The sequence below is a fragment of the Sphaerotilus montanus genome (genome assembly GCF_013410775.1).
GTDB lineage: Bacteria > Pseudomonadota > Gammaproteobacteria > Burkholderiales > Burkholderiaceae_C > Sphaerotilus > Sphaerotilus montanus.
In genome coordinates this window covers 4,388,373-4,401,190 of record NZ_JACCFH010000001.1, presented here as the reverse complement: position 1 = coordinate 4,401,190, position 12,818 = coordinate 4,388,373, and the positions used below count along the sequence as shown (strand labels likewise).

12 protein-coding genes are annotated in these 12,818 nt (G+C 68.5%); 4 read left to right on the top strand and 8 right to left on the bottom strand.

Going from position 1 to position 12,818, the window contains the following annotated elements; all coding sequences use genetic code 11:
• Positions 1 to 9: 9 nt before the first annotated feature.
• The 8 genes from BDD16_RS20095 to arsH form a co-directional block, all read right to left on the bottom strand.
• The gene (locus BDD16_RS20095) at positions 10 to 537 is read right to left on the bottom strand and encodes a 2,4'-dihydroxyacetophenone dioxygenase family protein (RefSeq protein WP_179635568.1); all 528 of its coding nucleotides are present in this window, start codon (positions 535 to 537) and stop codon (positions 10 to 12) included.
• Complete coding sequence (locus tag BDD16_RS20090) at positions 534 to 1,589, bottom strand: branched-chain amino acid ABC transporter permease (RefSeq protein WP_179635567.1); 1,056 nt, start codon at positions 1,587 to 1,589, stop codon at positions 534 to 536. Before BDD16_RS20090 ends, BDD16_RS20095 begins: the two co-directional genes overlap by 4 nt.
• Before the next feature lie 5 nt (positions 1,590 to 1,594).
• Complete coding sequence (locus tag BDD16_RS20085) at positions 1,595 to 2,455, bottom strand: branched-chain amino acid ABC transporter permease (RefSeq protein WP_179635566.1); 861 nt, start codon at positions 2,453 to 2,455, stop codon at positions 1,595 to 1,597.
• Positions 2,442 to 3,200: an ABC transporter ATP-binding protein gene (locus tag BDD16_RS20080; protein WP_246332623.1), complete on the bottom strand. Its 759-nt coding sequence runs from the start codon at positions 3,198 to 3,200 to the stop codon at positions 2,442 to 2,444. Before BDD16_RS20080 ends, BDD16_RS20085 begins: the two co-directional genes overlap by 14 nt.
• On the bottom strand, positions 3,197 to 3,922 hold the full coding sequence (locus tag BDD16_RS20075) for an ABC transporter ATP-binding protein (protein WP_179635565.1): 726 nt from the start codon (positions 3,920 to 3,922) through the stop codon (positions 3,197 to 3,199). The genes BDD16_RS20080 and BDD16_RS20075 overlap by 4 nt, the downstream gene beginning before the upstream one ends.
• 21 nt (positions 3,923 to 3,943) lie before the next feature.
• Positions 3,944 to 5,251 (bottom strand): ABC transporter substrate-binding protein, encoded by a 1,308-nt coding sequence (locus tag BDD16_RS20070; RefSeq protein ID WP_179635564.1) that lies wholly within the window; start codon positions 5,249 to 5,251, stop codon positions 3,944 to 3,946.
• 116 nt (positions 5,252 to 5,367) lie between these two features.
• Positions 5,368 to 6,330, bottom strand: a complete 963-nt coding sequence (locus tag BDD16_RS20065; RefSeq protein WP_179635563.1) for a cation diffusion facilitator family transporter — start codon at positions 6,328 to 6,330, stop codon at positions 5,368 to 5,370.
• Between the two features lie 44 nt (positions 6,331 to 6,374).
• Positions 6,375 to 7,103 carry an arsenical resistance protein ArsH gene (gene arsH, locus BDD16_RS20060; protein ID WP_179635562.1) on the bottom strand — a complete coding sequence of 243 codons (729 nt, stop codon included), beginning with the start codon at positions 7,101 to 7,103 and terminating at the stop codon, positions 6,375 to 6,377.
• Between the two features lie 174 nt (positions 7,104 to 7,277).
• On the opposite strand from arsH, the gene BDD16_RS20055 reads away from it, so the two are divergent.
• The 4 genes from BDD16_RS20055 to BDD16_RS20040 are packed head-to-tail and all read left to right on the top strand — an operon-like array spanning position 7,278 to position 12,759.
• Positions 7,278 to 8,432, top strand: coding sequence for an efflux RND transporter periplasmic adaptor subunit (locus tag BDD16_RS20055; RefSeq protein WP_179635561.1), 1,155 nt, complete (start codon positions 7,278 to 7,280; stop codon positions 8,430 to 8,432).
• Positions 8,433 to 8,441: 9 nt separating this feature from the next.
• The gene (locus BDD16_RS20050; RefSeq protein ID WP_179635560.1) at positions 8,442 to 9,635 is read left to right on the top strand and encodes an ABC transporter permease; all 1,194 of its coding nucleotides are present in this window, start codon (positions 8,442 to 8,444) and stop codon (positions 9,633 to 9,635) included.
• A 1-nt stretch (position 9,636) separates the two neighbouring features.
• Positions 9,637 to 10,347 (top strand): ABC transporter ATP-binding protein, encoded by a 711-nt coding sequence (locus BDD16_RS20045; RefSeq protein WP_179635559.1) that lies wholly within the window; start codon positions 9,637 to 9,639, stop codon positions 10,345 to 10,347.
• Between the two features lie 54 nt (positions 10,348 to 10,401).
• A complete protein-coding gene (locus BDD16_RS20040; RefSeq protein ID WP_218897884.1) occupies positions 10,402 to 12,759 on the top strand; it encodes a Tex family protein in 2,358 nt (785 codons plus the stop codon).
• The last annotated feature ends 59 nt before the right edge of the window (positions 12,760 to 12,818 follow it).

Here is a 12,818-nt window from a genome sequence, read left to right as displayed (position 1 = left end):
GGCAGAGGCTCAGAGAAACAGGGCCTTGTTGATGGGCAGCCCGTGGGCACGGCAGTGGCTGACGTAGTGGTTGATGAACCAGAAGACGTCAAAGGTGTCGGTGAGCTGCCCGGCGTTGTCAAAGAACTCGATCGCGCCATTGATCCAGAACATCGCCTTCATGCCCTGGGGGTCGTCGGAGTAGAGCGTGTGCGCCGTGCCCGGGGTCTCGTGGACAAAACTGCCGGGGCGGGCGATCCAGTCGTACTCGTAGTAGCCCCAGCTGCCTTCGAGCGTGACGGCCGAGACGGCGCCGCGGTGGCGGTGGGTGCCGATGCGGCCACCGCCCTTGACCCAGAGGATGTTGGCGACCGAGCCGGTGCGCACGTCGAACGACAGGTGGCGAATCGCCGCGCTGTCGCCGAAGGGCACCCACGGCGACTCGACCTCGGACGGGCCGACATGCCCGCCTTGCAGCCCGAACTCGGTGATGACTGCGGCGTGCGGTTCGGGCGGGAGCTGGATCAATGCAGGGTTGAAGGCGGGGGTGTCGCTCATCGGGCTCTCCTGGTGGGGTCGGGGGTGGACAGATTCGGTGCCAATGGCAGCAGGCGGCGGCGCAGCGCAAACCAGGGTGCATCGACGCGCTGGCTCCACAGGCCCCACAGCCCTCCACGGGCCAGCAGCGCCATGCCGAGCGTCATCAGCCCGAGCACGACCATGTAGGTCGCGCCGAAGCGGCCGAAGAGCCGGTCGGCGGCGAAGTACAGCAGTGCGCCGATCAGCGGCCCCTCGATCGTTCCGATACCGCCCACCATCACGATGAAGATGCAGATCGATGACCAGTTGGCGTCGAAGCCGGCGGCTGGCGAGATGCGCAGCGCGCTGAGGTAGTACACCGCGCCCACCATGCCCGTGCCGACGGCCGCCGCCAGGTAGACCAGGAACCGCAGGCGCTGCACGTCAACACCCTGGCTGGCAGCGGCGACCGGGTTGTCGCGCATGGCGGTCAGTGCCAGTCCGTAGCGGGAACGCAGCAAGGTGTAGCTCCCGCCCACGGCCAGCAGCAGCATCGCGGTGCTGAGCCACAGCACCCCCAGCTCCCGCTGCTCCACCGTGTACTTGCCCATGGCCCGCAGCGTCATGCCCGAGCCACTGCCGACATAGTCGAAGGTGGAGGTGAACAGGCGGCACACCTCCGCCACCACCCAGGTTCCGATGGCGAAGTAGGGGCCGTCCAGCCGGTGCAGCAAGGCATAGGCCGGCACCGCCAGCAGCGCCGGCGCCACCAGGCACAGCACGGCGGCAACAAAGGGGTCGACGCCGAAGTGGTTGGCCAGCACGAACATCGCATAGCCGGCCACGCCGATGTACGCCTGCTGGCCCACCGACACCAGTCCGGCGTAGCCGGCCAGCAGGTTCCACATCTGCGCGACGACGATGAAGCAGCTCAGTTCGATCACCGAACGGATCGCACCGGAATCGGCCCACCACGGCATGCTGAGCATCACCGGCACGGCCAGCGCGCACAGACCCATCGCGGCCCGGCTGGACGGGGTGTGGCGCTGCACGTCGCGTGCAATGTCCTGTGGATGTCGGGTATCCCGCATGGCAGTCAGCTCCTCCGAGACATCAGGCCTTGCGGGCGGATCGCCAGCACCGCCAGGAACACCAGGTGCCCGCTGAGGATGCCCCAGCCGGCGTCGAGGCGAAAACCGATGGCCTGGGCCACGCCCAGCACCATCGCGCCGAGAAAGGCGCCCCAGATCGAGCCCATGCCACCGATGATCACGGCCTCGAATGCATAGATGAGTTGCGCCGGCCCGTCTGCTGGAGACACGGTGGCGCGCAGCGACTGGCACACGGCAGCGACCCCCAGCATGCCCACCGCCAGCGCCGTCGCTGCCGCGTAGACCCGTCTGGGATCGACGCCGGTGATCGCGGCCGCCTCGGGATCGGCCGACGCTGCCCGCAGCGCGCGGCCGAAGGCGGTGTAGCGCAGCGTCAGGTCCAGCCCGGCGCTCATCAGCAGCGCGGCGATGAAGATCTGCAGTGGCAACACCCCGACGAACAGATCGCCCAGCGCGATGGAGTCGAACTCCAGCCCGTCGCCCGGCAGCGAACGGGTGTCGGCCGACCAGACCTGGAGCATCAGGTTCTGCAGCGCGATGGAGAGCCCGTAGGTGGCGATCAGCGAGGGCAGTGGATCGTTGCCCAGCACCCGGTTCAGCACCAGCCGCTGCAACAGCCAGCCCAGCACCGCAGCGATCGGCACCAGCATCCCGATCACCACATACGGCCCGACCGCCAGCGCACCCGCCAGGCTCACGCCCATCAGCGCCAGCAGCACCATCAGATCGCCATGCGCGGTGTTGACGATGCGCATCACGCCGAACATCAGCGCCATGCCGAGCGCGTACTGCGCGTACATGCCGCCGAGCAGGAGGCCCTGCACCAGTGCATCAAGCCACGGCATGACCGGCTCCAAAATAGGCGCGCGCGATGGCCTCGCGCGGGGTGTCGGCCGAGCGGCCGGTGAGGGTGATGCGGCCTTCGAGCATGCAGTACAGGCGGTTCGAGGCGCGACAGGCGAGCGCCACGTCCTGCTCGACCAGCACGATGGCGGTGCCGGCCGCCGTGATGCCTGGCAGGGCGGCATAGATTTCGCGGATCACCAGGGGAGCGAGTCCGAGCGACAGCTCGTCGCACAGCAGCAGCCGTGGCTGGCTGAGCAGTCCGCGTGCGATGGCCACCATCTGCTGCTGACCGCCCGACAGCGACTCCACCGGCGTGCGGCGCTTGTCCTTCAGGATCGGGAACAGGGCGTGCAGCCGTTCGATCGTCCACAGTGGCACGTTCTGCCCCGGTGCAGGCCTGCGGGCCTGGTCGATCGCCACGCGCAGGTTGTCCTCCACGGACATGCCCGTGAACAGCCTGCGCCCCTCGGGCACCATCGCCAGACCGCGCTGCACCATCTGGTGCGGCGGGCACCCGCCGACCGGCACATTGTCGAAGCGCACCATGTCGCTGGCCACTGGCAGCAGCCCCATCAGGCTGCGCAACAGCGTGGACTTGCCGGCGCCGTTGGCGCCGATGAGCGCGACGACTTCACCCGGCGCGATCGAGAATTCGATGCCGAACAGCGCCTGGAAGTCGCCGTAGCGGGCATCCAGGGCGTGTGTGGACAGCAGCCATGGCGACGGGGGGGGCATGGCTGTCATGCTTCGATTCCCATGTAGATGCGCTGCACGTCTGGATCGGCCATCACCGCCTGGGGCAGGCCCTCGGCAATCTTCTCGCCGAAGTTCAGCACGAGCAGTCGGTCGGCCACCGCCATCAGCGCGTTGAGCACGTGTTCGATCCAGATCACCGTGACCTGGCGCTCGCGGATGCGCCGCACCAGTTCGACCAGCTCGCGCGACTCCTCATCGGTCAACCCACCGGCGATCTCGTCGAGCAGCAGCAGTTTCGGGCCGCTGGCCAGCGCCCGGGCCAGCTCCAGCCGCTTGCGATCGAGCAGCGTCAACCCACCCGCGAGCTGGTTGGCCCGACCGGCGAGCCCGCAGTCTTCGAGGATGGCTGCACAGCGGGCGTTGGCGGCCCGTTCGGACTGCTGTCCACCGAACATTGCTGCCACCAGCAGGTTCTCGAACGCCGTCATGCCACCATAAGGGCGCGGCACCTGGTAAGTGCGGCCGATGCCCCGCCGGCAACGCCGGAACGGCGGCTCACCCTTCAGCCGTTCACCGGCGAACTGGAGTTCACCGCCCTGCGGCGACAGGTCCCCGCTGATCAGGTTGAACAGCGTGGTCTTGCCAGCGCCATTCGGCCCCAGCACGCCGAGCACCTCGCCCGTGCGGACTTCGAAACTGACTTCGTGGAGCACGCGGACTGCGCCGAAGGACTTGCTCAGTCCGTGGGCGGCCAGGAGCGGTGTCGGCATCGGCTGCATTCTCCAGTCCCGTCAGATCAGTTGCAGCTTGCCTTCGGGCGTGATCAGCTTGCTGGCACTGTTGTCCACGATCCGCAGGTCGTACTTGTGCTTCTTGCCCTTGACCCACTGACCGCCCAGCACGGGCGTCTTGGAGATGTTGGGCGTGGGGCCTCCGCCGGTGAAATTGACCGGGCCGGCCACTGTCGTCAGGTTGGTTTCCGTGATGGCCTGGCGGATGGCCTCGCGGCTGGTCGGATCCTTGGCGCGCTTGAGTACATCGAGCGCCACCTCCCACAGTGCGTGTGCGTAGCCCAGCGGCTGGGTCCATTGCTTGCTGGTGGCCGCTTCCCAGTCTTCGGCAAGCTTGGCGCTGGTCTGACCGGTCAGCGAGGACTTGAACGGGAAGGCCGGCGTCCACCACACCTCCGTGCTCATGCCAAACCCCAAGGCCCCCATGGCTTCGATGCCGGAAGGAAACAGCAGCGCCGCTGCGACCGTCACCACCTTGGGCTTGAACTGCTGCTGGCGGCACTGGGTGATGAAGGTCTTCAGGTCGGCGGGGTAGCTGATGCCGCCGATGATGTCGACGCCCGCCTTCTTGTACTCGGAGATCTGGGCCGAGAAGTCGTTGGTGAGGGGCTGGAAGGAACTCGGGATCACGGTCTGGAACCCGGCCTTGGTCACGGCGGGCGGCAGGCCCCATTCCTTGTTGCCCCAGGCTTCGCCATCGGCATTGCGCGGGAACAGCATGCCCACCTTGCGGTTGGTCTGCACCGAATTCCACATGCCGGTGAAGCCGGTCAGCACGTCTTCCAGGCCCCAGAAGAAGTGGTAGGTCCACTTGAATGGCTTCTCGACCGAGCCACCCCGCGGGAACACGAAGCTCTGCCACGGTGCCTGACTGGACAGGCAGGGCACGCCGTTCAGCTCGCACTGGTCGGACACCGGGTTGATGGCGTCGGTGGTGGAGGCCGGCAGCATCAGGTGGATCTTCTCGTTGAGGATCAGGTTCCCTGCCAGCTCGGCCGCCTTGTTGGGGTTCGACTGGCTGTCCCGGACCAGCACCTCGACGGCGTACTTCGTGCCATGGATGGTCAGTCCGTCCTTCAGCAGTTCCTGGATCTTGGCGACGGTGTACTTGTCGGTCTCGCCGAACGGGGCCAGCGGGCCGGTCAGCGGGCTGATATAGCCGATGCGGATGGTCTTGTTCTGTGCGAGTGCCAGCGTTGGCAGACTGGCTGCCGTTGCTGCTGCGCCAAGGCCTCGGAGCACCTGGCGGCGTGCGGTGGACAGCGTCTCGGTGGCCGCGTCGGCCGTGTGCAGTATGTTCTGGCTCATGGTGTCTCCTACGGGGAAGAGACACCAGTCTAGGCACGCAGGCTCACCCGGCCTTGCTCCAGACGGACACGATGCTTGCCTGGGAAGGACCCGCCACGGTCAGCGGGTTCAGCCGCTCAGTGGACGTGATCGTGCGCCTGCCCGTGATCGTGCCTGGCAGGCGCTGCGCAGGGCCGCGTGAACGGCACCCGCATGGTCTGCAGCGTCACGTGCTCGATTCCGAAACGGTCGTGCAACTGCGTGGTGGCGTGCTGCAGGAAGGCATCGTCGGCGTGGCCGTCGGGCATGGCGAGGTGGGCGGTCAGGGCGATTTCGGACGTGCCCATCGCCCAGACGTGCAGGTCGTGGACCCGCGCCACGCCGGGCAGGTCTTCCAGCAGGTGCTGCACGGCGTGCAAGTCCACGCCATCGGGCACGCCGTCGAACAGCAGGTGCAGCGACTGCCGGAACAGGCTCCAGGTGCCGACCACGATCACCGCGGCGATCAGCAGGCTGACCACCGGATCCAGCCAGATCCAGCCGAACCACAGCGCCAGCCCGCCCGCCACCACCACGCCCGCCGACACCAGCGCGTCGGCGGCCATGTGCAGGAAGGCCCCGCGCAGGTTGAGGTCGTGTTCGCCGCCGCGCATGAACAGCAGCGCCGTGGCCGTGTTGACCACGATGCCGACCCCGGCGACCGCCATCACGGTGAGGCCCTCGACTGGCGCAGGTGACTGCAGGCGCTGCGCAGCCTCCCAGCCCAGCGAGCCCATCGCCACCAGCAGCAGCACGGCGTTGACGAAGGCCGCGAGGATGCTGGCGCGTTTCCAGCCGTAGGTGTGGCGCGCGTCCGGCTGGAGCCGACCCGCCAGCGCGCCCACCCAGGCCAGCACCAGGCCGATGACATCGCTCAGGTTGTGGCCGGCGTCCGCCAGCAGCGCCAGCGAATCGATCTTCCAGCCGTAAAAGCCCTCGATCGCCACGAAGGCGATGTTCAGCCCGATGCCGACGGCGAACGCGGTGTTGAAATTCGCCGGGGCGTGGCTGTGGCCATGCCCGTGTCCGTGGTCGTGTCCGTGGTGATGGGCTGCACTCATGCGCGGGTTCTCCTGCGGCCGATCATAGGTGCAGCGCCCCTGCGTCAGATGGCGCGCTGGTTCACGCGCTTCGACAGCTCGGCCGCGCTCTCGCGCCGCTCGCTGTAGCGGTCGACCAGATAGGGCGCCACATCGCGGGTCAGCAGCGTGAACTTCACCAGCTCCTCCATCACGTCGACCACCCGCTCGTAATAGGCCGAGGGCTTCATGCGCCCGGCCTCGTCGAACTCCATGAAGGCCTTGGCGACCGAGGACTGGTTGGGGATGGTGATCATGCGCATCCAGCGGCCCAGGACGCGCATCTGGTTGACCGCGTTGAAGGACTGCGAGCCGCCTGAGACCTCCATCACCGCGAGCGTCTTGCCCTGTGTCGGCCGGACGGCGCCGACGGACAGCGGAATCCAGTCGATCTGGGCTTTCAGGATGCCGGTCATGGCGCCGTGGCGCTCCGGCGAGGTCCAGACCATGCCTTCGGCCCAGGCGGCGGCTTCGCGCAGCTCGGCCACCTTGGGGTGGGTGTCGGGCGCGCCGTCCGGCAGGGGCAGGCCGGTCGGATCGAAGACGCGGGTTTCCGCGCCCATGGCCTGCAGCAGACGGGCAGCTTCCAGCGTCAACAGCTTGCTGAACGAGCGTTCGCGCAGCGAGCCGTACAGCAGCAGGAAGCGCGGCGCGTGGGTCGAGTGGCCGGCGCCGTGGAGGCGTGCGCCGGTCGGGCGGTCGAACAGGGCCGGGTCGAGGTTCGGCAGATCGTGGGTATCGCTGGAATGGTCCATGGTGGTGGTGTTCAGCCCGTCCGGGCGTCGGGTCGTCGAGGCTTCGATTGACATTCGTCAACCAGTGGATGAATCGGTGGATCAGACAGTCAGCACATCGGAGGGAAGCAGGCGTCAGAATGGAGGCCATCACATACCCTTTAGGGTATCAGGCAACCGAGGAGCTTCCAGACCATGCGCATTGCCAAACGATATCTCTTTACTGCGCTGGCGGTGGCCGTGCTGCTGGGCGCCGGTGGCGTCGCTTACTGGCGCTTCGGCCGTGCGGTCGAACTTCCCGTGGCGGTGGTGGCGCAGGGTGCCGTGGCGGCGCGGGTGGTCGGCCCCGGAACAGTGCAGGCGCGGGTGCCCGTCACGGTCAGTGCCCGGGTGGGTTCGACGGTGGTCGAAGTGCTGGCCGATGTCGGCGACACCGTGCATGCCGGGCAGTTGCTGGTGCGGCTGGACGACCGCGACCTGAGCGCGCGCCGCGGCGTCGTCACGGGCCAGCAGGAGGCGCTGCAGCGCAATACCGAAGGTGCCCGCGCCGCGCTCGTCAAGGCGCAGGCCGATCTCGAGCTGGCCCGCAGCAAGCAGCGCCGCGATGCCGAGCTGCTCGCCCAGGGCTACGTCTCTGCGGCGGTGCTGGACGCCTCGAATGCGGCGCTGGGCAGCGCGGCGGCCGGGGTGGACATCGCCCGCGCCACGCTGGCCGCCCGCGAGGCCGATGCGCGCACGCTGTCGCAGGAGGCGCGCTATTCGGATGCGGTGCTCTCGAACACGCGTGTCGCAGCGCCGATGGAGGCCGTCGTGGTCCAGCGCATGGCCGAGGTCGGCAGCACCACGGCGCCCGGCACGCCGCTGTTCAAGCTGGTGGATCCGCGCTCGCTGTGGGTCGCCACCCGTGTGGACGAGGCGGTGGTCGGCCGGCTGCGGCCCGGACAGGTGGCCAGCATCCGGCTGCGCAGCGGCGAGGTGCTGCCCGGCAAGGTGGCGCGCATCGCCCGGCAGTCCGACGCGGCCACACGGGAGCTGGAGGTGCATGTCGCCTTCGACACCGTGCCTGAGCGCTTCGCCATCGACCAGGAGGCCGAGGTCCGCATCGATGTGGGCGAGGACCGCGGCCTGCGGGTGCCGCTGGCCGCGCTGACCCGCGACAAGACCGGGCGGCAGGGTGTGCTGGTCATCGCGGACGGACGCACCCGCTTCCAGCCGGTGGAGACGGGCGGCGCCGATGCGCAGCAGGTGCTGGTCCGCAAGGGCCTGGCCGAAGGCGACACCGTGGCGGCCGTGGCCGCCGGGCTGAGCGCGAACCAGCGGGTGCGCGCAGCCACCGCCCCGGCGCGCTGAGGCCGGGCCATGGAACTCGCACTCAAGGACATCCGCCGCCACCTCGGCAAGTTCCTCGCCACCATCGTGGGCGTGGCGATGCTGCTGGCGATCGTGCTGGTGATGAACGGCATCTACCAGGGCAACATCCGGGACGGCGTCTGGCTCATCGACAACACCGCGACCGACCTGTGGGTCGTGGAGCGCGGCCGTGGCGGCCCGTTCAACGAAGCCTCGCGCATTCCGCTGGACAGCTACAAGAGCGTCGCGGCCACGCCGGGCGTGGCGCGTGCCAGCCCGCTGGTGCTGTATTCGGCGCAGCGGGAGATCCAGGGCCGTGACCAGCAGTTCACCCTCGTCGGCTACGACATCGTCAGCGGCGCTGGGGGGCCGAACGGGCTGGTGCAAGGACGGAACATCACCGCACCGCACTACGAAATGGTCGTGGACCGCAAGCTCGGCCTGCAGCTCGGCGACCGCGTGCCGCTGGGCACCGACGACTACACGGTGGTCGGTGTCACGCGCGGTGCGGTCGATTCGGGCGGCAGTCCGCTGATCTACATGGCACTCGCCGACGCGCAGAAGGTGCAGTTCGAGCAGGACCAGCGGGCCATCGACGCCAGCCGTGCCGCCAGCCTGCAGCGGCTGGAGCGCGCGGGCTACAGCGGCGAGCAGGCCAGCCGGCTGCTGCCGCTGCTGTCCTCCGGCACGAGCAGCATCAACGCGGTGCTGGTGACGCTGGCGCCCGGGGCGGATGGCGAAGCGGTGGCCCGCCACATCCGCGACTGGCTGTATCTGAACGTCTACACCACCACCGAGGAACGCACCCTGATGCTGGACGGCAAGCTGAGCAAGATGTCGGCGGTGCTGGGCCTGTTCCGCACGCTGCTGATCCTGGTGTCGATCGTCATCATCGCGCTCATCGTCTACGTGCTGACGATCGAGAAGATCAAGTCGATCGCCACGCTCAAGCTGATCGGTGCGCCGAACGGCCTGATCGTGCGGCTGATCATGACGCAGTCGATGCTGCTGACGCTGGCGAGCTTTGCGCTGGCGTATGGGCTGCGCGACCTGATCGCACCGGGGTTTCCGCGCACGCTGGCCTTTGTCGGGCAGGAGACGGCGATCACCTTCGCGGTGATGCTGCTCGGCGGGGTGCTGGCCAGCCTGATGGCCGTGTGGCATGCGCTGCGCACCCCGGCCCAACTTGCCCTGGGAGGCTGAGATGGCCGTCGTCGAGATCCAGAACGTGTCGCAGACCTTCGGCCACGGCGAGCTGGCGGTGCAGGCGCTCAAGCCGACCAGCCTGTCGATCGAGGCGGGCGAGCTGGTCGCGCTGCTCGGGCCCAGTGGTTCGGGCAAGAGCACGCTGCTGCTGGCGATCAGCCTGATCCAGCCGCCCACCACCGGCCGCATCGCCATCGACGGCCAGGTGCTGTTCGACGATGGCCCCACCGGCATCGACGTGCGGGCCTTCCGCCGCCAGAAGATCGGGTTCATCTTTCAGCAGCACAACCTGATCCCCTTCCTGACCGCGCTGGAAAACGTTGCGCTGATGCTGCAGCTCAACGGGGTGGGCCGGCGCGAGTCGAAGCGGCGCGCGCTGGAGGTGCTTGGCTACCTGGAGATCGCGCACCGGGCCGATTCGCTGCCGGCGCAGATGTCGGGCGGCGAGCAGCAGCGCGTGGCGATCGGGCGCGCGCTGGCCAACGAGCCGGCGCTGATCCTGGCGGACGAGCCGACCGCGGCGCTCGACACCGAGCGCGGCACCAAGGTGATGGCGATGCTGCGCAAGATCGCCCGCGAGCGGCGCTCGGCCGTGATCGCCGTCACCCACGACCACCGGATGATCGCGGGCTTCGACACGGTCTACCACCTCGACGACGGGCGGCTGACCCAGGTGGAGCGCAGCGCGCTGGCGGCTGTGCCCGGCTGAGGCGGAGGGCGTGTGGCAAACTCCGCCGCCTCTCCAACTGCCCTTTTTACCGGTTTGGAACACGCTCCCCACGCTCAAAAGATCCTCCAGCAGCTCGCGGCCGAACTGAAGGTCCGCCCCGCCCAGGTCAAGGCGGCGATCGACCTGCTCGACAGCGGTGCCACGGTGCCGTTCATCGCCCGCTACCGCAAGGAAGTCACCGACGGGCTCGACGACATCCAGCTGCGTGAACTCGAAAGCCGCCTCGGCTACCTGCGTGAACTGGAGGACCGGCGCGAGGCCGTCCTCAAGAGCATCGAGGAGCAGGGCAAGCTGACCCCCGCGCTGCGCAGCGCCATCGAGGCCGCGCCGACCAAGCAGGAGCTGGAAGACCTCTACCTGCCGTACAAGGTCAAGCGCCGCACCAAGGGCCTGATCGCGCGCGAGGCCGGGCTGGAGCCGCTGGCCGACAAGCTGTTCGCCGATCCGTCGCTCGACCCTAAGGCCGAAGCTGCCGCGTTTCTCAACCCCGAGGCTGGTTTTGCCGACGCGCTGGCGGTGCTGGACGGCGTGCGCGACCTGCTGAGCGAGCGCTGGGCGGAGGACGCCGCGCTGGTCAAGCAGTTGCGCGAGTGGCTGTGGGCGGAAGGGCTGTTCAAGTCCAAGCGCATGGACGGCAAGGACGAACACCACCCGGATGTCTCCAAGTTCCGCGACTACTTCGACTACGACGAGCCGATCAGCCGCGTGCCGTCGCACCGGGCGCTGGCGGTGTTCCGCGGTCGTGGCCTCGACATGCTGGACGTGAAGCTCGCGCTGGCGGAAGAGCCACAGCCCGGCCAGCCGTCGCTCGCGGAAGGCAAGATCGCCATCCACCTCGGCTGGAGCCACGCCAAGCGGCCGAGCGACGACCTGATCCGCAAGACGATCGCGTGGACGTGGAAGGTCAAGCTCAGCCTCAGCCTGGAGCGCGACCTGTTCACCCGCCTGCGCGAGAGCGCCGAGGGCGTGGCGATCAAGGTGTTCAGCGAGAACCTGCGCGACCTGCTGCTGGCCGCGCCCGCCGGCAAGCGCGTCGTGATGGGGCTGGACCCGGGCATCCGCACCGGCGTGAAGGTCGCCGTCGTCAGCGACACCGGCAAGGTGCTCGACACGTCCACGGTGTACCCGCACGAGCCGCGCCGCGACTGGGAAGGTTCTCTCCACACGCTGGCCAAGCTCTGCGCGACCCACGGCGTCAACCTGATCGCCATCGGCAACGGCACCGCCAGCCGCGAGACCGACAAGCTCGCCGCCGACCTGATCAAGCGCCTGCAGCAACTCGCGCCGGACCGCCAGATCGACAAGGTCGTGGTGTCCGAGGCGGGCGCTTCCGTCTACTCGGCGTCGGAATATGCCTCGAAGGAGCTGCCGGACCTGGACGTGAGTCTGCGCGGCGCGGTGTCGATCGCGCGGCGCCTGCAGGATCCGCTGGCTGAACTGGTCAAGATCGACCCGAAGAGCATCGGCGTCGGCCAGTACCAGCACGACGTGAACCAGAGCGAGCTGGCGCGCACGCTGGTCACCGTGGTCGAGGACTGCGTGAACGCGGTCGGCGTGGACCTGAACACCGCGTCGGCGCCGCTGCTGTCGCGCGTGTCGGGGCTGAGCGCGTCGGTGGCGGCGAGCATCGTGCGCTGGCGTGACGCGAATGGCGCCTTCCGCACCCGCAAGCAACTGCTCGACGTGACCGGCCTCGGCCCGAAGACCTTCGAGCAGGCGGCTGGTTTCCTGCGCATCCGCGGCGGCGACAACCCGCTCGACATCACCGGCGTCCACCCGGAAACCTACCCGGTGGTCGAGCAGATGATCGCGAAGACCGGCCGGCCCGTCGCCGAGCTGATGGGCCGCAGCGATGTGCTGAAGACGCTGAAACCGGAAGCGTTCGCCAACGAGAAGTTCGGCGCGATCACGGTCAAGGACATCCTGACCGAGCTGGAAAAGCCGGGGCGCGATCCGCGGCCGGACTTCAAGGTGGCGCGCTTCAACGACGGCGTGGAGGACATCAAGGACTTGGTCGAAGGCATGGTCCTTGAAGGCACGGTGAGCAACGTCGCGCAGTTCGGCGCCTTCGTCGATCTGGGCGTTCACCAGGACGGTCTGGTCCACGTCAGCCAGCTCAGCAACAAGTTCGTCAGCGACGCCCGCGAGATCGTCAAGACCGGCGACATCGTCAAGGTGCGCGTGGTGGAGGTCGATCTGGCGCGCAAGCGGATCGCGCTGACGATGAAGCTGGACGCACCGGTGCCGGCCAAGGGGGCAGCCAAGGCCGACAACAGCTTCCGGCCGGCGGGGCGTGGCGAGCAGCGGCCTGGACGGGGTGCGCCGCCGTCGCCGCCTGCGGGTGGCGGGGCGATGGCGGCGGCGTTTGCCAAGCTGAAGGGTGGGCGCTGAGGCACGCAGATTCGGACAGAATGTCCGGACCGCCACGTCGGCGTCCAAGGAGACTCACG

What these genes read in the sequence shown, in the direction of transcription:
- BDD16_RS20055 (WP_179635561.1), top strand. Translation starts at nt 7,278, where the DNA reads ATGCGCATTGCCAAACGATATCTCTTTACTGCGCTGGCGGTGGCCGTG.
- BDD16_RS20045 (WP_179635559.1), top strand. Translation starts at nt 9,637, where the DNA reads ATGGCCGTCGTCGAGATCCAGAACGTGTCGCAGACCTTCGGCCACGGC.
- arsH (WP_179635562.1), bottom strand. Translation starts at nt 7,103, where the DNA reads ATGGACCATTCCAGCGATACCCACGATCTGCCGAACCTCGACCCGGCC.
- BDD16_RS20050 (WP_179635560.1), top strand. Translation starts at nt 8,442, where the DNA reads ATGGAACTCGCACTCAAGGACATCCGCCGCCACCTCGGCAAGTTCCTC.
- BDD16_RS20085 (WP_179635566.1), bottom strand. Translation starts at nt 2,455, where the DNA reads ATGCCGTGGCTTGATGCACTGGTGCAGGGCCTCCTGCTCGGCGGCATG.
- BDD16_RS20065 (WP_179635563.1), bottom strand. Translation starts at nt 6,330, where the DNA reads ATGAGTGCAGCCCATCACCACGGACACGACCACGGACACGGGCATGGC.
- BDD16_RS20070 (WP_179635564.1), bottom strand. Translation starts at nt 5,251, where the DNA reads ATGAGCCAGAACATACTGCACACGGCCGACGCGGCCACCGAGACGCTG.
- BDD16_RS20080 (WP_246332623.1), bottom strand. Translation starts at nt 3,200, where the DNA reads ATGACAGCCATGCCCCCCCCGTCGCCATGGCTGCTGTCCACACACGCC.
- BDD16_RS20095 (WP_179635568.1), bottom strand. Translation starts at nt 537, where the DNA reads ATGAGCGACACCCCCGCCTTCAACCCTGCATTGATCCAGCTCCCGCCC.
- BDD16_RS20090 (WP_179635567.1), bottom strand. Translation starts at nt 1,589, where the DNA reads ATGCGGGATACCCGACATCCACAGGACATTGCACGCGACGTGCAGCGC.
- BDD16_RS20075 (WP_179635565.1), bottom strand. Translation starts at nt 3,922, where the DNA reads ATGCCGACACCGCTCCTGGCCGCCCACGGACTGAGCAAGTCCTTCGGC.